Here is a 19,477-nt window from a genome sequence, read left to right as displayed (position 1 = left end):
CAATTGTTTATCGGCAGAATAATACCCGATCCCAAATACCTTGGTGTTGTGTTTCACCGTTGGTTAATAACAAGGCCGCATTGAGCCGAATCTCATAGGCGCAGTTCTTCAGAGCGCCAAAGTTTCCGGTATAGCTTGAACTGCCATGTGCTTCTTCACCCGGACTCGGGAATACAATAGGGTCAAAGGAATTCGAGGCTCCTTGTCCGAAGAACTGCAGTGATACCGTTCCTAAATTCGGATTTGCAGCAGTATAATGTACTGTGATCGAATTCGTTATCTTGTTACAACCTCCACCTATTAATTCCTGAAGATCCAAGGTAGCGATCCCCAGCTCTTTGCTGCTACTTGGCAACCAAGAACCTCCTTGAGGAACATTGTCATAGAGTGTATTAAAGATGGCAAGGGGTCTGGAAAAACCTGCTGGTACTTTGCTCGCGTCGTTCCCCAATTCCCGCTTCAACATGCGCAATGCGAAATAGCTGTTCTTCTCTAAAGGGGCCGAACTGTTTCCGGGCGTGAGTCCCGACTTGTCTACCGTTCCACTCACCAGATTATTAGAGATTAGTTTGATCAACGATCCGTTGAAATGAATGTTGAAGCCACCTCCCGAGTATTGTGGTGCCTGTATCCAATTGCCGTTGAATTGTACTTCGATTTCCTGCCCGGTGGGTGTAGGGGAGGTCGTTCCATGAATCACGTACGATTCGTGTTTTATTACCGGAAAGAACTGTGTAAGTCGCGTCGCGATCTCTGTTCGGGCAATATCTGCCGGAGCAACATCTTTCCAATCGGTTTCGGGAATAGTTCCCACATCAATCGATGGGCTGCTCACTTTTGCATATTGAAATTTGTATTCCACAGGTTGTCCGTTCAGTTTCTGGGATAATGAACCTCGCAGGTCTAAGGTGCTGTAGAAAGCTTGGTTATTCAAACCTGCATCGGCTTTTCCTGTAGTTCTTCCGGTGGATGTATCAATATTCAAAACAGGATGATACTTTCGGGCGTACCCAATTTGATAAAAAGCGGCGGGAGGATCCAAAGGGGTTGTAGGAGCGTCTTTCAAACATAGCGTGACACACAAACAATTACCAACGTTCTTTCTGCTTGGTTTTTGAGCTTCAGAAGAATTTTCTGCATAGATTTCAGATCCGCCCACGGCGAATTTGAAATAAATGTCCGGACCATTATCAAAGCTGAAAGGAGGTGTGGTTTCCACATTGATCCAAGGCGACAAGAATGTCTTTTTAAAATCAATGGACCGATAATAAATGCAGAACCTTCCATTACTATCGGTGGTGGCACTTCCTAAACGATCATCGGTGATGATGTCATCGTCCATTGCTATGACCTCAATTCCGGGTAAGGGTTCTTGAGATTCACAATTTCGAAGCGTGCCGCAAATCACCCAAATGTCTAAACGCAATAGAATAAAGCACCAAATACGACGCAACAAAGTGTAATTGAAGCCCGCAACAAGGCCATTATTCGTTTCACGCCATTTAGGCTGGATGATATCTAACAGTACGGCAAAAGGGCGAAAACCTTTGGGCGGCTTGGTACTGTCCTGTCCGTATTCCGGGATGGCGTCGTAAAAAACAGTAACCGCCATGAGCCCGCCGTTATAGCCGGTTTTCTTTGCGTCGATGGCACACTCGTACACACCGTTTGCATCTGTGGTTGTTTCTGCAATAAGCCGTTTCTTACGGTCCTTGAGGTCTTTTTCTTCAAATACTTGAATAAGTTCTTTGCTTTGTGCAGCAGCATAGGCTGTTGAAGCATGGGTCTCTTCTTCTAATTGATACAGGCGTACCTGGGTAAATGGAAGGGGTTTCTGTTGATCGTCACAAATCGCAGTCTGCAATTTGCCTTTTAAAATGTAGTTCATGATAAGGGTTTTAGGTGAATAATAAGTACTTTTTTGAACTGCTAAACTACAACGACAGCAGGAAGCTTTATTACATGAAACAACTGATTATAAGATAATTAAACCCTGTAATTTGTTGTAGGAAAAACCCTCAGCCCATGACTGATATTATTACAATAGCTGAGGAAAAAACCTTTTTTCATTACGATTGAGAAGGTTTTTTGTAATTTTATACGGCTCCCCAATAATCGCTTCGAGAATACATGCGCTGGACCTTACAACCAAAACCACCCACTCACAAAGTTGAGCAGTTAGCCAATGCTTTAGGAGTTGAAAAACCAATTGCTTCATTATTATTGCAGCGTGGTATTGAGACCTATGACGATGCTAAGAAATTCTTCCGGCCCAGTCTGGAAGACTTGCACGATCCTTATTTAATGATGGATATGGCTAAAGCGGTTGCTCGTATTGAAAGGGCCGTAGAAAACCAAGAGAACATTCTTATCTATGGTGATTATGATGTTGATGGTACCACTAGTGTAGCCCTGCTGTCATCCTATCTTTTAAGTTACTATCCCAAGGTTGCCACTTATATTCCCGACCGTTATGATGAGGGTTATGGGGTTTCGTATAAAGGAATTGATTTTGCGGAAGACAATAGGATGTCGCTAATCATCGCTTTGGATTGCGGGATCAAGGCTGTGGATAAAGTACAATATGCCTCAAAAAAAGGGATTGATTTTATTATTTGTGATCACCACCGTCCCGGTGATGCTTTGCCAAAGGCCGTAGCCGTGCTCGATCCGAAGCGCGATGATTGCAACTACCCTTATAAAGAATTATGCGGTTGCGGGGTTGGCTTCAAATTGGTCCAAGCCCTCGCCGCCCGAAAGAATCAAGATCTGGAGGATCTATTGCTTTATCTGGATCTGGTCGCCACGGCGATCGGTGCCGATATCGTACCCATTACCGGAGAGAACAGGATCTTAGCCTATTACGGTTTACAAGTGATTAATTCGAATCCGCGTACCGGCTTTAAAGCCATTCTTCAGCATGTAAAAAAAGAAACCTTGAACATTACAGACGTGGTTTTTATATTGGCACCACGCATCAATGCGGCCGGGCGTATGAAACACGGCAATCATGCGGTTAGGTTACTTACTGAAACCAATAGTGAGCACGCCGAGCAGTGGGCAGGGGAGATCGAACAATTCAACACCGACCGGAAGGAGGCCGATCAACAGATCACAGAGGCGGCGCTACAAAAGATTATTGAGAACAAGGAAGAGAACCGAATGACCACTGTAGTATACGACGAGCATTGGCACAAGGGAGTTATAGGGATCGTGGCCTCAAGACTTACCGAAACCTATTACCGGCCTACGTTGGTCTTTACGAAAAGCGGTGATAAACTGGCCGCATCAGCACGTTCGGTAAAGGATTTCGATGTGTACAATGCTTTAGAAGCCTGCGCAGCACATATTGAGCAATTTGGCGGACATAAATATGCTGCCGGCCTTACTTTACATGAAGCAGACTATGAGAAGTTTAAAGCGGCCTTCGAAGAAGTTGTTGCCCAAACAATTGACCCAAAACTATTGGTTCCCGAGATCCGTATCGATGCAGAGATCGACTTGAAAGACATCACTCCAAAATTCTACCGTATCTTAAAACAGTTCGCTCCGTTCGGACCCGGGAATATGACCCCTGTTTTTATGTCGCAGCACCTAAAAGATACAGGATGGGGAAAATGTGTTGGAGAGGACAAAACACATCTTCGGCTTACGGTTAGGCAAGGAAACTCTCCTCAATTTACCGCCATTGGCTTCGGAATGGCCGACAAACAGGACATTGCATGTTCAGGAAATATTTTCAAAGCGGCCTATACCATCGATGAGAATGAATGGCAGGGGACGGTAAGCCTTCAGTTAAAGCTTAAGGACATTATTCCGTAAATTCTTTCAACTGAAGGGAAGTGCCATCAAATTCACCATAGGTATAATGAGAGATCCAATCACCCAAGTTGATGTAGGTAGCTTTTTCAGAAATGCGAATTTCCATGGGAAGATGGCGGTGACCAAATATAAAATAATCATAATGCTTCGTTTCCAGCTTTCGTTTTGCATACTGCGCCAACCATTCATTTTCTTCACCTAAGAACTTTTTGTCCTCATCACCCGAAATCAATTTGTTCTTTACGGAAAGATATTGCGCGAGGCGCATGCCTAATTCCGGATGAAACCAGCGGAACAACCAATTAAAGACCGGGTTGGTAAAGACCTTCTTCATACGTTTGTAGCCTTTATCACCGGGGCCTTTACCGTCTCCGTGGCCAATCAAGAACACCTTGTCATTAAAAATAAATTCTTTTGGTTCTCTGAACGTGGGAATGTTCAGTTCCTTTTCGAAATAGTCGCGCATCCATAAATCATGATTACCCACAAAAAAATAAATAGGGATTCCTCTATCGCTCAATTCCGCAAGTTTGCCTAGAACGCGAACAAATCCTTTTGGCACCACGGTCTTGTATTCGAACCAAAAATCGAACAGATCTCCTAACAGAAAAATAGCTGCGGCATCCTCCTTCACCATGTCCAGCCAACGCACAAATTTCTTTTCACGTGGAAGGCTTTCTGCCGGGGTCGGCGCCCCAAGGTGATTATCGCTCGAAAAATAGACTTTCTTTCCGTGTGGGATCTGCATGGCTCAAAGATAGAGAAAAAAGCTCCTATGGAGTATATTAAATGGTTGGGGGATCGAAAGACGCAGGTTTTATGATTCACGCGTTATCAGACGCGAACCATTCGGCATAACTGGTGGCAGTCTCCTGAAGCTTCAGCGAATGTAATTTGATCGTTTCGGGCAGTCTGGTTTTTATCTTTTCGGCAAAATCCATCACCATCATTTCACTTGTAGGTTGATAGTTCACCAATAATACATTGTGTCCTCGATCCTTGAGCTCGTTCGCCAATTCCACATGTGGGGTATTTTTGTTAAACACGGTCGCATGATCGAAAACATCCACAATTTCCTCCTTCACGATCTTTTTTAGATCACTAAAATCGATCACCATTCCGTATTTTACGTTCTCGGTGTTGGAAATAGGTGTTCCAATTACAGTTACGGACAGCCGGTAACTATGGCCATGCACATTGCGGCATTTCCCATCATAACCGTATAGGGCGTGCCCGGTTTCGAAAGAGAATTGTTTGGTGATTCGTATCTTATTCATACAATAGCTTTGGAAGCAAAGATACGGCATTTCCAAAAATCAACATTTTTAGTTTTCGAATCGTTTTCTGAAGTATATTTGCCGGCTTTTTATACGATATGGTACAGGAAAAAGAATTGTTCGAACAACTGGATTTTGTTGAGAATCCTTTATTTGAAAGTATTATCGCTCAGCTTTTAAAAAAAAAGTATGCGATCGTGGATGGTTTTTTTGATGCTTCGGAAGTGATCTCGCTTCGCGAATCGCTTTTGGAAACTTATGAAGTAAAAGGATTTAAGAAATCGGCCATTGGTAACTGGATTCAGGAAGAGGTAGACAAGACCGTGCGCGGGGATTTTATTTCATGGATCGATGAATCGAAAAAATCACCTGCGGAAGAAATATTCTTTCGGAAGATCAACACAATGGTAAATTATTTGAACAAGACCTGTTTTTTAGGGATCTTTGAGAAAGAATTTCACTATGCGATCTACCCTAAAGGAACCTTCTACAAACGGCACCTGGATACGTTTAAGAACGACGACCGGCGAAAACTTTCCATGGTTTGTTATTTGAACGAAGCGAACTGGCCTGCTTCTAACGGTGGAGAATTAACGTTATATCCCACAGAAACGGCGCTGGATATCCTGCCATTACCGGGCCGTATGGTTATCTTTGAAAGTCAAACACTGGAGCACGAGGTGAAAGAGGTAAAAGCTTCACAGCGTTTGAGCATTACAGGGTGGTTAAAAACCCGATAACTATCGCTTCTTGAACTTTTTATAACGAACCACGACTACCAACAAGATCCCGATCACCAAAAAGAGTCCGGGGCCGCCTAAAAATCGTAAAATATCCATAAGCACTTTTAGTTGTAAATGTATTAAATTTGGGAAAGCGGGCGGTATTTTCTATTGAACTTTATAAGCAATGCCACAGCCCTATATCCTATCCAAATTAAAATGGCTCCCCAAATACCCAATAAGCCCCAGTCCGTAAAACGAGAAAAATAAAGGAAGGGAACAAAACCTAAGAATGTGGCTCCTAAAAGTACGTTTCGCAGGTATTTCATTTCACCCAAACCTTTAAAAATAGCATCCAGCGTAAAGGCGAGCGCATTGATGGGCTGACTTATCAAAACCATAAAGAACATACCGTAGAAAATACGAAGCACTTGGGCATCCTTGTTGAATAAACGGCCCAGCGGCTCATAGAAAAGGAGCCCTATCACCACAAGAATAACGGATACGCCAAGATTATAGAGGTTGACCCGTTTGGTTAACACATATAACCGTGAGTAGTCCTTTGCACCTAATAGTTTACCACCAAGTATGTTTCCGGCGGCACCATAACCATCAATAAAAAAAGCAGAGAATAACCAGATATTAATTGCGATTGCATGGGCAGCAATAAATTCTTTTCCTAAACCGGTCGCTTCTCTTACAGCCAATAACAAAGCAATGTTAAGCGCTAAGGATCGTACAAAGAGATTAAAGCTCATGGATACTAAACGACGAATCTCAGGGTGGAGCGGAAATTGCAGATGTAAGGAAACCGTGGTCTTCTTTAGTAAAAAGATGAGGGCCAGCATCGCCATCATCCCTTGAGCAATTAGACTTGCCCAGGCCGCTCCTTTGATGCCAAGCGCAGGAACATAGTCCTCAACACCATACACTAAAATAAAATCCAGTGCTATATTCAATGCAGCTCCCGAGGTGGCTATGATCATAGGCCAAAAGGTATTCTGTAATCCGCGAAAAAGACCAAATACTGCAAAGGTGAACAAGGTAAGTGGGAACCCCCAAATACGAATGTTATAATAATCAATGCTGTATTGTAAGATAAGACCTTCGGCATTGAGCAATGTAAAAATCTCCTCAACGAAGAAATAGGTAGAGAAAAGAACAATAAGGCTTAGCGCAATATTGAAATAGATCGCTTGCGCCGGGAAGCTATCGAGGTCTCTTAGTTTCCCCGCACCCAGGTTTTGTGATACAATAGCCGAAATGGCGCTACGGCTTTGCGCGAGGATCCAGATAAGCATCGAAAGAAAGGACCCTACAATACCCACAGCTGCCAACGATTCAGTCCCAAACTGTGGAATATTACCCACAATGGCTGCGTCGGTACTTGAGAGGACCGGTTCTGCGATACCCGATAAGATGGCGGGCAACGCTAATTGTTGGATGCGCTTAAATGAAATGTTGGTCTTATCCATGCGTGAGCCGCAAAATTAGCCATTCAGGACCAATTCATAGCAATAAAATGGTGCATCACTTTGTTTCGGAAAATAGACGGAGCCCAACCGGGTGTAACCACGTTGTTCATAGAAGCGTTGATTCCTTGTATTTAAACTGAAAGTGTCTAAGCGTATAGAAGCGACATTGCTCTTTTTTGCTTTAGCTTCAGCGAAGTCCATAAGCTGTTGGGCATATCCTTTTCCCTGATAGGAAGGGTGCACTGCCAGTCGATGTATGTAGTAATGAATAGTGTCCGGTATGAGCCAGTGTACGTGATTATATTCCAGGTCTTTTTCCGAAGCGATACAAATACAGCCAACCACTTCATTTTTTACAAGGAGTACGTATAACTCTTGTTGTTCCAGGTCTTTCTGAAAGGCTCTAACAGTGGGATAATTCTCATTCCACTGATAGATACCCAGCTCACACATGTGCGCGGCACAGGCTTTTGTAATTGTTATAATTTTCTCAATTTCTAAACGTTTCGCGTGCCGAATCATTTTTAAAAATTAATTTTGCTTCAGGTTCTGCCAACGGAAGCAGATGATTAAAGATAAATGAATTAGAAAAACAATGAAAAACATTTTGGTGCCCATTGGCTCTTCGGAAAACGCAGTAAGCAATTTACAATATGCCATAGATCTGGCAAAGGTCGTTGAAGCAACCGTATATGTAGTTTCAGTTTTTCAAGAGTTGTCCAAAGTGGGCGGACTCTCTAAAGTGAATACCTTACTGAAGGAAGAATCCGAGGATCGTCTGGAAGAAGTCCTATCTAAAGTGGATAAAAAAGGGGTTTCTGTGATCGCCCATCCCATAAAGGGAGAGATCTTAGAAGGGATCAATCGTGTAAATCAACAAATTCCCATAGATCTAATGGTATTGGCCCCACGAAGTAATTCTATTAAAGAAGGGGTGTTTTTAGGCAAAACCTCAGGGAAGTTGCTAAAGCATACCAATCTTCCTATTCTTGTAGTTCCCGAAGGAGCCTCATTTTTGCCTCCAAAAAAGATTATGATGGCCTTTAAGAATGGCAATTTTGAGAACGATCAATTGCTGGAACCACTTCAAAAATTCATCCGACACTTTGAAAGTGAAGTACATGTACTTCATGTAGAAACACCGGAGAGCACCCCTGAAATGCTGGGAGTAAGCCATAATGTGAAACAATTACAAGCGTCGTATACCCAAACTCAAAATGCTACGACCTTTCAGGCGGTGTTAGAACACTTTCAAGGGTTTCAACCCGATATGATCTGCGTGGTGCGAAGAAAACGCGGATTCTTTAAGAAATTGTGGGAAAAGAATGAGATCATGAAAAAAGAATTTCATACAAGCAAACCTTTATTGGTTTTACCTGTACAAGATTAAAAAATTTATTATTTTCGCAGTTCTAAGTCGGGGGATTAGCTCAGCTGGCTAGAGCGCTTGCATGGCATGCAAGAGGTCATCGGTTCGACTCCGATATTCTCCACATCAAGCAGAAAATCCGTTTCTTTTTTAAGAAGCGGATTTTTTTATTTCTGTAAAATGGGAGCGTGCTTCTATTTCAGAGAAACCGGAATGTTTTGTATTTCGACTAAAATAAAAAGCACCATAGCGGGACACTTAAAAATAGTTTGTGTACAAACACATACGCATGGGGAGATACTTAACCTACCGGAAGAATTGCACTGTCTTTTGAATAACCAGTTCCAAATCTCTTGGGAGTTGGCTTTCATGCCACGGATGACTTGCTCCAAATACATGATCGGCACCATCAATGATGTGTAAGGTACTTTTGGGATTCCACAGCTGTAATTGTTGCGCTTCCTTTTCAGAGACCGTAGTATCTTCCGTCCCGTGAATGACAAGCATTGGTTTGTTGAGAGCGGTAACAGCACGTTTTATCGTGAGGCGCTCCTCATGGGCTAAAAAATCCTCATAGAACTGCCAGTCATGCGGCATTTGTTGTTTGGTACGTGCGTTTTCAATGTGGGTACGTCCTTTGTTCTTCCATTGCTGAAAGGCTTCGGTATGTTCTTGAAAACGCGCCCTGAAATCACTCACACTTGCCCAAGTCGCCACTTTTTGAATGCGCGGGTCTTCTTCGGCTTTAATAAGTGCGATTCCACCGCCTCGACTGTGTGCTAAAAGGTGAATTTGGTCTAGGTCTATCGGTAACTGCTGCTGCCCTTCAGCAAATATATAATCCAGCACCCGATCGAGATCTTCTAGTTCTTTGCTGAAATTGTTCTGTGCAAAGGCTTCCAGATCCGGGAAATCGATAGGCTGGTCGACGGTTCCTCCATTGTGTGAAAAATTAAATTTTAGAAAGAAGAATCCTGCGTTCGCAAAAGCCTCTGCCACCAAATGCCAAGCACCCCAATCTTTAAAACCTTTGTAGCCATGACAAAAAATTATTACCGGTTTAGCCAGACCTGAACCATCGTGGTAGGTATCAAACAAAATGGGTTTTTTATTTTTTAAAGGAAGTATGTTGTTCTTTTCAATATACATACGGATCGATCTCTTTTTCGGTAAATGGAATATTGGGGTCACAGATCTCCATGATCAATTTGTTTAATTCTTCAGTATAAGCATGGAGGACATCTTGTGTTATCAAAACATCTTTTTGTTGACTTCTGGGAGACGGTTTCGTAGCAAAGGGAAGAAAACCACTTCCTAGATTCTTGAAGGAAATGATCCCGGCAGTTGCTTTGGTTATGGGAGTGTCACCATTGAGCATCAAAGCGTACGAAAGTACTTGCAGTGCTTTACTGTATTTGTAATCGGTGGTGATCACTTCCCAGTCGGACACCTCTAGCTCTCCTTGCCTCACTAGTCCGGTTTTGTAATCGACAATGCGTAGTGTGCCGTCATATTCATCTACACGATCTACCTTCCCGCCAATATAAATTGGAAATTCAAGCCCCGGCACCGTAATGGGTACCCTCAGGTCATTTTCCACAGCAACTAACTTTATGCGGTGTCCATTTTTTATTTCAGAAATTTCAAGACCGATAAAATTATGGATATATCGCTTTGCCACTTCAAAAATAATCAGGTTTTTGCCGCTTGAAAAATCTCCTTCTTTGAATGTTTTTTTAAACTGAAGCTTTACTTCGGAATCGATGTTTTCTTTGGCCTGATTAAGGGAATCAATGGTTAGTAATTGGCCAATGAAGGGACCGTATAATTCCTGAAGCGTATCGTGTACGATTGTACCTAAAGTGTTCGCTGCCACGGTCTCTTCGATCTCTAAAAACTCATGGACCCCCAGAACTTTTTGATAGTAGAAGTCTAACGGATTACGAACATACGACGCAAGCGCTGAAGGAGAAAACCCTTTGCCGGCAATAGCTTGGATACGTTCGATGACCTCCGGTGTCTTGGTCATAGTAATGGGTGATTTGGGTGTCGTTTTTACCATCGGAGAAATACTACTTTTTGTAATGGTGTGTTGCGGTTGTTTCTCAATATCTAGTTGCAAAAGGAAACGACTTTTTTCTCCTAACGACAGTCCGTCGGAATACGAATTATACAGTAGGGTAATATGTTGGGCGCGATGCAGTAAGCGATAGAAATGATAGGTATAGATCGCGTCTTTTTCGGTATAAAGCGGCAAATTGAATTGCTTCTTAAGATCGTAGGTTATAAAGGATGCATTCGATTTTCCTGAAGGGATGATTCCTTCATTTACAGAGAGCATAATAATGCGCTCAAAGTCCAGAACTCGTGTTTCCAGTACTCCCATAATTTGTAAACCTTTGTAGGCATCTCCTTCAAAATCCAAGCTGGTGGTCGCTATGAGCTCGTTGAAAAGGCGGTGCACGGTCTTACAGCTTTTAAGATGAGGAAACGTAGTGTTCAACGCACTTATCTTTGTAAAAACGGTGTGTATATGGAATAGTACTATGCGATCCAGTCGATTTGTATCTTCGGAATCCTTAATAATATCAATAAGCGACAGACACATGTGTATCGCTGTATTGCTCAGGTTCTTCCAGTCCCCGAAGAGGGAATCTAAAACAGAATCGTCGTCCTCTCTAGCAAATGATTTTAAACGCTCTAGCGAGAAATGGGTGAGGTTCGATTGAACGATCTGTTGGATTATCTCTCTTGGTTCTGAAATTAATTTATTGACTAGCGGGTCTTGAATAATACTGATCACATCTTTAAAGTAGAGTGTGTTCAAGGGCTTTGAATGCAGAAGTAACAAAGAATCAAAAAACAGAGCTGCCGGGAATGACCGTAGCGGGGCTCCCATAGTTACGTTGACACTGTGAATCGAAGGAGGGAGTGAGTGTAAAACCGGCAGAAGGAGAGATTCGTCTGCAAGGACTATGGCCGTTTTTGAAAGCTCCTCTTCCGAAAATTTTTCTAAAACCGAGGCTACGTATTTTACTTGTCCCATATTTCGCTGAGCTTCCACGATATGAATTTCTTTGGAAGATTTGAAATTGTCCTGTATAGAAGTGAATTCATTTGTTTTGTAATAATTCCAAGATGCCTTATACCTTCTTAGGAACAGAGAGGCACTATGTTTCTCATTATCCATGAAAACCCTATCGGCATCCCAATAGATTTCAGACGGACCCTGAGCGAGTAGTGCTTGAATGATCTGTTGCTCGGCAGTATTTAAAGCGTTGAAACCAATAAATATGTGTGGTTTCAAGCCATGTTTCGAGAGGTAGAATTCTATATCTTCGGCGGCTTTTCTATAGACCAGTCCTTGATAACCAATGCCGTCTTGCAAAAGTTGATGGGTGAGGGATTCGTAAAAATAAGGCAACTGTTCCCAGAATTTCAAATACGCCTCAATTAGAGGTGTCTTTTCTTTGTCGACATTCCATTTTTCCAAAGATTTGATGCTTCCCAGATAACTGAAAAAGGGAGTGGGATCTACAAGGTATCGATCAATCTCATTGAAATCATTAAGTAAGGTTGTTGCCCAAGAAGTGAAAGATTCGAAGTTTTCTTTTTCTGAAGCAGTATCTATTTGGAGGTAGGCTTCAAAGCTTCTGAAGAGTAGTTCGGTGGTGTCGATGATCTTTAGATCGGATAGGGTTTCAATAAATTCTTCAATACTTATAACGGTAGGGGCAAAGGTCGTAGTTCGGACTTTTTTCCGAAGGTAATGTTTAAGAAATCCTCCGGCCCGTTTGCTAGGAAGAATAAGGGTTAGGGATGCGAGGTCCTCGTGTTTTTCTATAAGGCAATCAAGCGTCTCTTCAAGGAATGTTTGCATACCACTAAAATAAAAAACGCCTCCGTAAGAGGAGGCGTTTCTTCAGTATTTAATTCGCGTGTTTTCTTACTTGTTCAAAGAAATTTCAACACGTCTGTTTTGCTGTCTTCCGGCTGCTGTATTGTTTGTAGCAACTGGTCTTTCTTCACCGTAACCCTCAGAAGTCAATCTGTTGGCTGGCATACCAATAGTGGTTAAGTAGTTCATAACGGAAGCAGCTCTTTCTTTAGAAAGCTTCATGTTATAAGCATCTGAACCTCTACTGTCTGTGTGACCTTCAATATGGAATACTGTGTTCGGGTATTCTTTCATTACATCTGCAATGCTCTGAAGCGCAGAGTAAGATTCTTGACGGATGGTCGCTTTATCGTAATCGAACAAGATCGTTTTAGAATATTGGTTCAACTGCTCAATTACTTCAACAGTAACTTCCGGACAACCATTGTTTGCTACAGTTCCAGGAACATCAGGACACTGGTCATCTTTGTCAAGTACTCCGTCACCGTCTCTGTCTTGGTAAGGACATCCGTTGTTAGCTTTTGGTCCAGCTTCGTTAGGACACTCATCCTCAGCGTCAGTGATACCATCACCGTCAGCATCAGGACAACCATTTAAGGCAGCGATACCAGGAACAGTAGGACATGCATCTTGAGGATCTGGGATTCCATCACCATCAGTATCAGGACATCCGTTGAATTCTGCTAAACCAGGAGTATTAGGACAGGCGTCGTTTCTATCTTCGATTCCATCACCGTCGGTATCAGGACATCCGTTGAATTCTGGTAAACCAGGAGTTTCTGGACACTCATCGTCTTGATCGTAGATTCCGTCACCGTCGGTATCTTTACCACCGAACTTGAACATAATACCTGCAGAATGCTGGAAATGTTGAATTCCATAAGTATCTTCGAATGCATACTTATAAGTAGACTGGAAGTTCAACGCAATGTTTTCAGCAACCCAAAGACGGACGCTGGCAATACCGTTGGCAGTACCGAATCCAATATCGTCTACCCAAGTATAACCACCACCAACACCAATAGACGGATCAAACCATCCACCGTCACCGTTTATCAAGTCTCTAAGACTGTACTTGATCTCACCGTCAGCAGAGTAATACGTTAAATCGTCAACGCGTACGTCACCGATTTTGTCAATTTTGTTAATTGCTCCGGCAGCAGTGAAGGTAAAACCACCTCCAATGTATCTACCAATAGATACTCTGGAAACAGAAGGCAAGATGCTCCAGTGATCGTTTACATTAAAGTACTCATCGAAGAGTTCTCCTTTTACGGCCATTCCGTTGATCATTGATGGAAGCCTTCCTTTGTCGTCAATACCAACTGGGTAAACATCAACAGCGTTTACACCAACTTCTACTGCCCAAGGATTGTTTTCGTCTTGTGCGTTTGCTAACCCAACTCCTAGTAATAGGAGAGTAGCAACAAAAAAAGTGTTAAGATGTTTCATATTCGATTGTTTAATTTTTAAGTGTTAATTAGAGCAAAAGTAAGTTGTTAAAACTTATAAACAAAAGCAAATCTATTAAAATTTTCACAAATACAATGCTTTAGTAGCGCAAAAAAAGGGCGCTAGTCACTAATTATTTCTAGTTCTCGTCCTACTTTTTTAAATGCATTTATAGCCTTGTCCAAATGCTCTTTTGTATGTGCTGCCGAAAGTTGTACCCGTATACGAGCTTTTCCTTTTGGAACAACAGGATAAAAGAAACCTATAACATATATTCCTTCCTTTAAAAGCATATCTGCCATATTTTGAGAAAGTTGTGCATCGTATAGCATTACGGGCACAATTGCCGAATCACCGTCAATGATATCAAAACCGGCTTCCTTCATGCCTTTTTTGAAGTAGGCAGTATTTTTTGCCAGTTGATCTCGGAGGCTCGTATCATTCGCCAACATATCAAACACTTTAATAGAAGCACCCACGATTGCCGGAGCCAAAGAATTGGAGAATAAATAAGGCCGTGAACGTTGCCGCAAGATCTCTATAATCTCCTTTTTACCTGTAGTATATCCTCCCATTGCTCCTCCTAGGGCCTTTCCAAGGGTTCCTGTGATAATGTCGATCCTGCCCATCACTCCTTTTTCTTCCAGGGTACCCCTGCCTGTTTCACCAATAAATCCTGCCGCATGGCATTCATCGATCATCACCATGGCATCGTATGTATCGGCAAGGTCACATATCTTGTCTAAAGGAGCTACCAGACCGTCCATGGAGAACACTCCATCGGTCACAATGATCTTGAACCGTGCCCCATTTTCATTGGCTGCGATCAACTGTTGCTCCAGATCCTCCATATTATTATTCTCATACCGATAGCGGGCGGCTTTACACAATCGCACCCCATCTATTATGGAGGCATGGTTCAACGAATCTGATATGATCGCGTCTTCAGGGCCAAGTAGCGGTTCAAAAACACCTCCATTGGCATCAAAGGCCGCAGCATATAAGATAGTATCCTCGGTTTGATAAAAATCTGCGATCTTTTGTTCCAGCTCCTTATGGATGTCTTGGGTCCCACATATAAAGCGAACAGAGGACATCCCGAAACCATGTGAATCCAGTGTGTCCTTAGCCGCCTGAATAACATCTTTATGGGAGGATAGGCCCAAATAGTTGTTAGCGCAAAAATTAATCACCTCCTCACCGGTGCTAATGGTTATTACTGCATCCTGAGGGGATGTAATGATACGCTCCTTCTTATAAAGACCGTTGTCTTTGATCTCTTGTAGTTCCTTATTTAAATGGTCTTTGATTTTTCCGTACATAATGCATTGTTTTTTGGTAGTACAAAGTTATAGTTTATTTACGAGTATCCCTGTTTCTGAAATATAGACCAGCAATTTTTCGGCAACCTCGAATTGCATTGCTTCTAAGGCCGAAGCATAGCTTTGCAACTGAAATGCGTGCGATTCAAGCGGGGAGCCCGTTTTATAATCGACGAGACTTACCGAATTGTTTGTATAGATGTTCAATCGGTCCGGTCGCATCAATTCACCCTCTTGGGTGATGATGTCTCTTTCGGTTATCACTTGGGCTTGGCCGGCAGCATACAAATGCTCAAGTTCCGGGTGCGTTACAATTTCTTTCACCTGCTGAAGAAGAAGATCGATCTGTGTTGGTGGAACCACCGAACGATGTCCCATTTCTTCAAATACGATCTCAACATCCTCATGTGTCTTGACCTTGGACATGGTATCATGCAATAAGTTTCCTATGGAAATTGCAGCAGCAGCTTCGGTGCCCCATAGGCTTGCATCACGGGAAACAATAACGAGGTCGTGCTCTTCGGGAAAATGAACGGGATAGGATGGTGCGACCGTTTTTTCTGAATGGGGGGCAGTCCTCGAAACGTATCTATTGGGGGATCCAATGGTTACAATCGAAGACGTTTCATTATAGTCATGATGCGCCTTCAGAAATGCGGTAAATAATTGATTGAATTTGGTGGGACCTTCCTCTTTAATAACCGAAGAAGGCGTGGTAAACACGTATAATTGTTCTATGGCTCGGGTAAGTGTAACGTAGAGTAAGTTGATGTTGTCTAATTCGAGTGTGTTTCGGCGTTCTTCATACAAGGCAGCACCGTGACCTGGGTAGGCAGCCACTTCTTTTTTAAAGTTTATATACACCTCGTCAAATTGGTCGTCTTCCCATGGATACCAAGTTTTCGCATTTTGTTCTGCATACAGATCGACATCGGCATACGGAAAGATCACCACCGGGAACTCCAGTCCTTTCGATTTGTGAATGGTCATGATCTGCACTGCTTGGGCACCGTTGCTTGCCGGCAATCCGGCCGTTTCCTTTTTCGTGTCCCAGTATGATAAGAAAGATGCCTTGCCAGCCTGAGGTTGTTGCTGAAATTCAAAAATCAGATCCATAAATCCAAAAAGATAACCGTTGTCTTTTGATGCCAGCTCAAATTTTTTAATGATATACTCACAGGATTCATATAGAGATAAGGAAGTGATCGCTTTGAAATTGAAGGAAATCCCATAGGCTGCGAGTTTCTTTTCGAATGAATAGGTGTCGAGTCTTAGAAGGGAGGTGAAAAAGCGGTGTTTTTCTTCGGAAATTTTAAAATGCTCGTATAAAAAATGAAGCAACGCCACCTTGACCTCTTCATTTGAAGGATGCAGATGCAGGGTTAGTGTATTCACAAGACATTGAACAACAGGGGAAGTCGCCAGCAACAATGTTTCCGAAGAGACCACCGGAATCTCACGTTCCATTAAATAGGCAGCCACAGCAACGCCCTGCTTTCGGGTACGTGTGAGAACACAGATCTCTTCTTTTAAAAAACCATTCGCTTGCACCTGTTGAATGGTTTCCAATACTTTGGCACCGTATAACTCGTGTTCCTCTTCTTTGTTTTGGGCTTCAATAAATTCAAATTGTATAAGTCCTCCGTCCTTGAGCGTATTTTTTTGATTATTCCCTAGCCGATATAAATTGGCATAAGAGGGCTCTCCCAGAAAATCTGCTATATAACTAAAAAATGCATTGTTAAATGTTATTATGTTCTTGCAACTCCTGTAGTTGGTATCTAATGAAAGGACATTCTTCATACCACCCGCAAACGGGTTCTCATTGTTATACAGTTGAATGAACTGCTCCGGGAGGCCACCTCGCCATCTATAGATAGATTGTTTTGCATCACCTACCAGTAACAATGTACCTGTGGTTTCCTCAACGGTCTGTTGCGATAAGGCGTTATCGATCAAAGGGATTAGGTTGCGCCATTGCATGGCAGAGGTATCCTGAAATTCATCGATAAAGAAATGTCTGTACTTTTCCCCCAAGCGCTCATAGATGAAAGGAGCCGGCTGATCTTTTATTTCATTGTAAATTAAAGAATTGAACTCAGAAATAGGAAGTAACCCTCTATCTTCTTTAATTTCCGACAGTTCTTGATTCACCAAGTTAATAACCGATAAGGGAGTGATGTTTTGTATAATATTACTCAACAGCAAATACTCATGAACTTGTTGCTTTGTAGTTATAAATGTTTCAGTAAGCTTTGGTGCAATCGCCTCGATCACGGGAATAATTTCCGGGGAATCCTTTAAGACCCGACTGGGATACAGGGGTTTTTCACCTAATTCTTCCTGCCATTTTGCGTCCCAAGAGACCGAGTGGTCCTTATCTGCAAGTTTCTGAAAATGTTTTGGGAGAGAACCCCTGTTAAAATCATCAAATTGCAATCCGCTTTCTTCAATAAGCTGTAATACCTCTGAAGCTGCTTTCATTAGCGCCGACTCTACTTTTTGCTGTTTCACGAGCAAGCGCTTCTTAAATTCGTTAAAGTCTGCAAGTGACTTATCTTTCAGTTTGGCCACGTGAGGCGCATCGTTTTCATTGATAATGATCTGCGCGGCGAGTGCAATATCTTTGGCGATATCCCAAGACTTATCATCATCTATTTTTTCCAAAGCAAAGTCCAGCAAAACCTTAGTGATAAGAGCGTCTTTACCTGCTTTGGCAATAAGTTGGTCTACAGCTTCGGAAAGAAGTTGCCCGACTTCGAGACTTACTTCAAAATTTTGAGGAAGCTTTAAATCGCGGGCAAAGGTTCGCAACAATTGATGGTTGAACCGATCGATGGTTACCACGTTGAAACCGGCATAGTGATGCAAGAGATGTGTGAGGATGTTCGAAGCGCGGTGATTCAGTTCGGTTACTGTGAGCTTTGTTTCCTTTGCAATTTGAAGTAACATTTCTGAAGGAGAAGCAACCGCTTCCGGAGCAGCGAAAACAATCAAGTTATCAATAATTCGTTCTTTCATTTCTGCCACAGCCTTGTTGGTGAATGTGATGGCAAGCAAATGAGCATAATAACCTTCGTTCTTCGATAGAAGAAGTTTCTTCAAATATTCCTTAACAAGTGTAAAGGTTTTTCCACTTCCCGCAGAAGCATCGTAAATGGTGAATGAATGATCTTGCAACGAATGTCTTTTCCACGAAGATATTAAAAAGCCTGTCGATACGAATGCTGCTATCAATAGAATCTATACTGAAATAAAAATCTTATAAAATCTATAACACTTTTCCGTTTTTTTAATCCGTACTTTTGAAAGTGTTAGTTAAGTAAGAACCAAAAAGAAATTATTATGTCTTTCGAATTACCAAAATTACCATACGCTCACGATGCGCTTGAGCCGCACATAGATGAAAAAACCATGAAAATACATCATGGAAAACACCACCAAGGGTATACCGACAAATTGAATGATGCCATTGATGGTACGGACATGGAAGGGAAGACCATCGAAAATATTTTGATTAACCTGGACATGGAAAATAAAGCTGTACGAAACAATGGAGGCGGTTATTACAATCACAGTTTGTTTTGGGAGGTGATGTCACCAAACGGAGGAGGGAACCCTTCGGGAGAATTGGCAGCGGCCATCAATAGTGCCTTTGGAAGTTTCGAGGATTTCAAAGAAAAATTTGCAACGGCAGCAAAAACACAATTCGGATCCGGGTGGGCTTGGTTGTGTGTTCATAAAGGAGGCAAAGTAGACGTATGTTCTACGCCAAACCAAGACAACCCGTTAATGCCGGGTATTGGATGCGGAGGAACACCCATATTGGGATTAGATGTGTGGGAGCATGCGTACTATTTGAATTATCAAAACAGAAGACCGGACTACGTGGAAGCTTTCTTTAATGTGATCAACTGGGAAGAAGTTGGATCCCGGTATGAAAAGAATAAATAAACTTCCAAACGATTTATATAAAACCGTCTTAGTAATTTAAGGCGGTTTTTTTATAAAATAATTTTGGCTTCTCCTATTGACAGAGGACGGGAAGAGATGTTAGAACGTATAATCAGCATTCGTCTTTACAACAGCTCACCTTTCTTTTTTGTACTACAAAAAGTTACAAAAAAGCCAAGGTTCGCT

14 protein-coding genes and 1 tRNA gene are annotated in these 19,477 nt (G+C 42.3%); 5 read left to right on the top strand and 10 right to left on the bottom strand.

Annotation, left to right across the window (positions count from 1 at the left end):
• Positions 1-7 precede the first annotated feature (7 nt).
• On the bottom strand, positions 8-1,888 hold the full coding sequence (locus AACZ11_RS03160) for a hypothetical protein (protein WP_290628809.1): 1,881 nt from the start codon (positions 1,886-1,888) through the stop codon (positions 8-10).
• A gap of 242 nt (positions 1,889-2,130) precedes the next feature.
• Here AACZ11_RS03160 and recJ point away from each other — a divergent pair, with 242 nt between their 5' ends.
• A complete protein-coding gene (gene recJ / locus AACZ11_RS03155) occupies positions 2,131-3,822 on the top strand; it encodes a single-stranded-DNA-specific exonuclease RecJ (RefSeq protein WP_290628810.1) in 1,692 nt (563 codons plus the stop codon).
• Here the strand turns inward: recJ and AACZ11_RS03150 are convergent.
• Both AACZ11_RS03150 and AACZ11_RS03145 read right to left on the bottom strand, forming a co-directional pair.
• Positions 3,812-4,570: a UDP-2,3-diacylglucosamine diphosphatase gene (locus tag AACZ11_RS03150; protein ID WP_290628811.1), complete on the bottom strand. Its 759-nt coding sequence runs from the start codon at positions 4,568-4,570 to the stop codon at positions 3,812-3,814. The genes recJ and AACZ11_RS03150 overlap by 11 nt on opposite strands.
• 76 nt (positions 4,571-4,646) lie before the next feature.
• The gene (locus AACZ11_RS03145) at positions 4,647-5,099 is read right to left on the bottom strand and encodes a 6-carboxytetrahydropterin synthase (RefSeq protein ID WP_290628812.1); all 453 of its coding nucleotides are present in this window, start codon (positions 5,097-5,099) and stop codon (positions 4,647-4,649) included.
• A gap of 98 nt (positions 5,100-5,197) precedes the next feature.
• Here AACZ11_RS03145 and AACZ11_RS03140 point away from each other — a divergent pair, with 98 nt between their 5' ends.
• The gene (locus AACZ11_RS03140; RefSeq protein WP_290628813.1) at positions 5,198-5,839 is read left to right on the top strand and encodes a 2OG-Fe(II) oxygenase; all 642 of its coding nucleotides are present in this window, start codon (positions 5,198-5,200) and stop codon (positions 5,837-5,839) included.
• Between the two features lie 122 nt (positions 5,840-5,961).
• On the opposite strand, the gene AACZ11_RS03135 is transcribed toward AACZ11_RS03140, so the two are convergent.
• Positions 5,962-7,296: an MATE family efflux transporter gene (locus tag AACZ11_RS03135; protein WP_290628814.1), complete on the bottom strand. Its 1,335-nt coding sequence runs from the start codon at positions 7,294-7,296 to the stop codon at positions 5,962-5,964.
• Positions 7,297-7,311: 15 nt separating this feature from the next.
• Positions 7,312-7,749 carry a GNAT family N-acetyltransferase gene (locus AACZ11_RS03130; RefSeq protein WP_339831429.1) on the bottom strand — a complete coding sequence of 146 codons (438 nt, stop codon included), beginning with the start codon at positions 7,747-7,749 and terminating at the stop codon, positions 7,312-7,314.
• A gap of 142 nt (positions 7,750-7,891) precedes the next feature.
• Between AACZ11_RS03130 and AACZ11_RS03125 the strand changes: the two genes are divergently transcribed.
• Together AACZ11_RS03125 and AACZ11_RS03120 are read left to right on the top strand one after the other, a co-directional pair.
• Positions 7,892-8,686, top strand: a complete 795-nt coding sequence (locus tag AACZ11_RS03125) for a universal stress protein (RefSeq protein WP_290628816.1) — start codon at positions 7,892-7,894, stop codon at positions 8,684-8,686.
• Between the two features lie 29 nt (positions 8,687-8,715).
• Positions 8,716-8,789 (top strand) — tRNA-Ala (locus tag AACZ11_RS03120).
• Between the two features lie 182 nt (positions 8,790-8,971).
• Here the strand turns inward: AACZ11_RS03120 and AACZ11_RS03115 are convergent.
• From AACZ11_RS03115 to AACZ11_RS03095, 5 genes are all read right to left on the bottom strand, one after another.
• Complete coding sequence (locus AACZ11_RS03115; protein WP_290628817.1) at positions 8,972-9,814, bottom strand: alpha/beta fold hydrolase; 843 nt, start codon at positions 9,812-9,814, stop codon at positions 8,972-8,974.
• Positions 9,804-12,545 carry a PD-(D/E)XK nuclease family protein gene (locus AACZ11_RS03110; RefSeq protein ID WP_290628818.1) on the bottom strand — a complete coding sequence of 914 codons (2,742 nt, stop codon included), beginning with the start codon at positions 12,543-12,545 and terminating at the stop codon, positions 9,804-9,806. The genes AACZ11_RS03115 and AACZ11_RS03110 overlap by 11 nt, the downstream gene beginning before the upstream one ends.
• Before the next feature lie 66 nt (positions 12,546-12,611).
• The gene (locus AACZ11_RS03105; RefSeq protein WP_290628819.1) at positions 12,612-14,015 is read right to left on the bottom strand and encodes an OmpA family protein; all 1,404 of its coding nucleotides are present in this window, start codon (positions 14,013-14,015) and stop codon (positions 12,612-12,614) included.
• Positions 14,016-14,137: 122 nt separating this feature from the next.
• Complete coding sequence (kbl, locus tag AACZ11_RS03100; protein WP_290628820.1) at positions 14,138-15,337, bottom strand: glycine C-acetyltransferase; 1,200 nt, start codon at positions 15,335-15,337, stop codon at positions 14,138-14,140.
• A 27-nt stretch (positions 15,338-15,364) separates the two neighbouring features.
• A complete protein-coding gene (locus AACZ11_RS03095; RefSeq protein WP_290628821.1) occupies positions 15,365-18,517 on the bottom strand; it encodes a UvrD-helicase domain-containing protein in 3,153 nt (1,050 codons plus the stop codon).
• A 165-nt stretch (positions 18,518-18,682) separates the two neighbouring features.
• On the opposite strand from AACZ11_RS03095, the gene AACZ11_RS03090 reads away from it, so the two are divergent.
• On the top strand, positions 18,683-19,291 hold the full coding sequence (locus AACZ11_RS03090; protein ID WP_290628822.1) for a superoxide dismutase: 609 nt from the start codon (positions 18,683-18,685) through the stop codon (positions 19,289-19,291).
• Positions 19,292-19,477: the final 186 nt, after the last annotated feature.

This window comes from uncultured Altibacter sp., from assembly GCF_963972995.1.
In the GTDB taxonomy this organism is placed as follows: Bacteria; Bacteroidota; Bacteroidia; order Flavobacteriales; family Flavobacteriaceae; genus Altibacter.
The sequence above is the reverse complement of the archived record's forward strand: the minus strand, read 5'-3'. Positions and strand labels throughout refer to the sequence as shown.

Bases quoted from the DNA above. Each gene is read 5' to 3' on its own strand.
- AACZ11_RS03145 (WP_290628812.1), bottom strand. From the start codon at position 5,099: ATGAATAAGATACGAATCACCAAACAATTCTCTTTCGAAACCGGGCAC.
- AACZ11_RS03090 (WP_290628822.1), top strand. From the start codon at position 18,683: ATGTCTTTCGAATTACCAAAATTACCATACGCTCACGATGCGCTTGAG.
- AACZ11_RS03150 (WP_290628811.1), bottom strand. From the start codon at position 4,570: ATGCAGATCCCACACGGAAAGAAAGTCTATTTTTCGAGCGATAATCAC.
- recJ (WP_290628810.1), top strand. From the start codon at position 2,131: ATGCGCTGGACCTTACAACCAAAACCACCCACTCACAAAGTTGAGCAG.
- kbl (WP_290628820.1), bottom strand. From the start codon at position 15,337: ATGTACGGAAAAATCAAAGACCATTTAAATAAGGAACTACAAGAGATC.
- AACZ11_RS03125 (WP_290628816.1), top strand. From the start codon at position 7,892: ATGAAAAACATTTTGGTGCCCATTGGCTCTTCGGAAAACGCAGTAAGC.
- AACZ11_RS03140 (WP_290628813.1), top strand. From the start codon at position 5,198: ATGGTACAGGAAAAAGAATTGTTCGAACAACTGGATTTTGTTGAGAAT.
- AACZ11_RS03135 (WP_290628814.1), bottom strand. From the start codon at position 7,296: ATGGATAAGACCAACATTTCATTTAAGCGCATCCAACAATTAGCGTTG.
- AACZ11_RS03105 (WP_290628819.1), bottom strand. From the start codon at position 14,015: ATGAAACATCTTAACACTTTTTTTGTTGCTACTCTCCTATTACTAGGA.
- AACZ11_RS03110 (WP_290628818.1), bottom strand. From the start codon at position 12,545: ATGCAAACATTCCTTGAAGAGACGCTTGATTGCCTTATAGAAAAACAC.
- AACZ11_RS03115 (WP_290628817.1), bottom strand. From the start codon at position 9,814: ATGTATATTGAAAAGAACAACATACTTCCTTTAAAAAATAAAAAACCC.
- AACZ11_RS03130 (WP_339831429.1), bottom strand. From the start codon at position 7,749: ATGTGTGAGCTGGGTATCTATCAGTGGAATGAGAATTATCCCACTGTT.
- AACZ11_RS03160 (WP_290628809.1), bottom strand. From the start codon at position 1,888: ATGAACTACATTTTAAAAGGCAAATTGCAGACTGCGATTTGTGACGAT.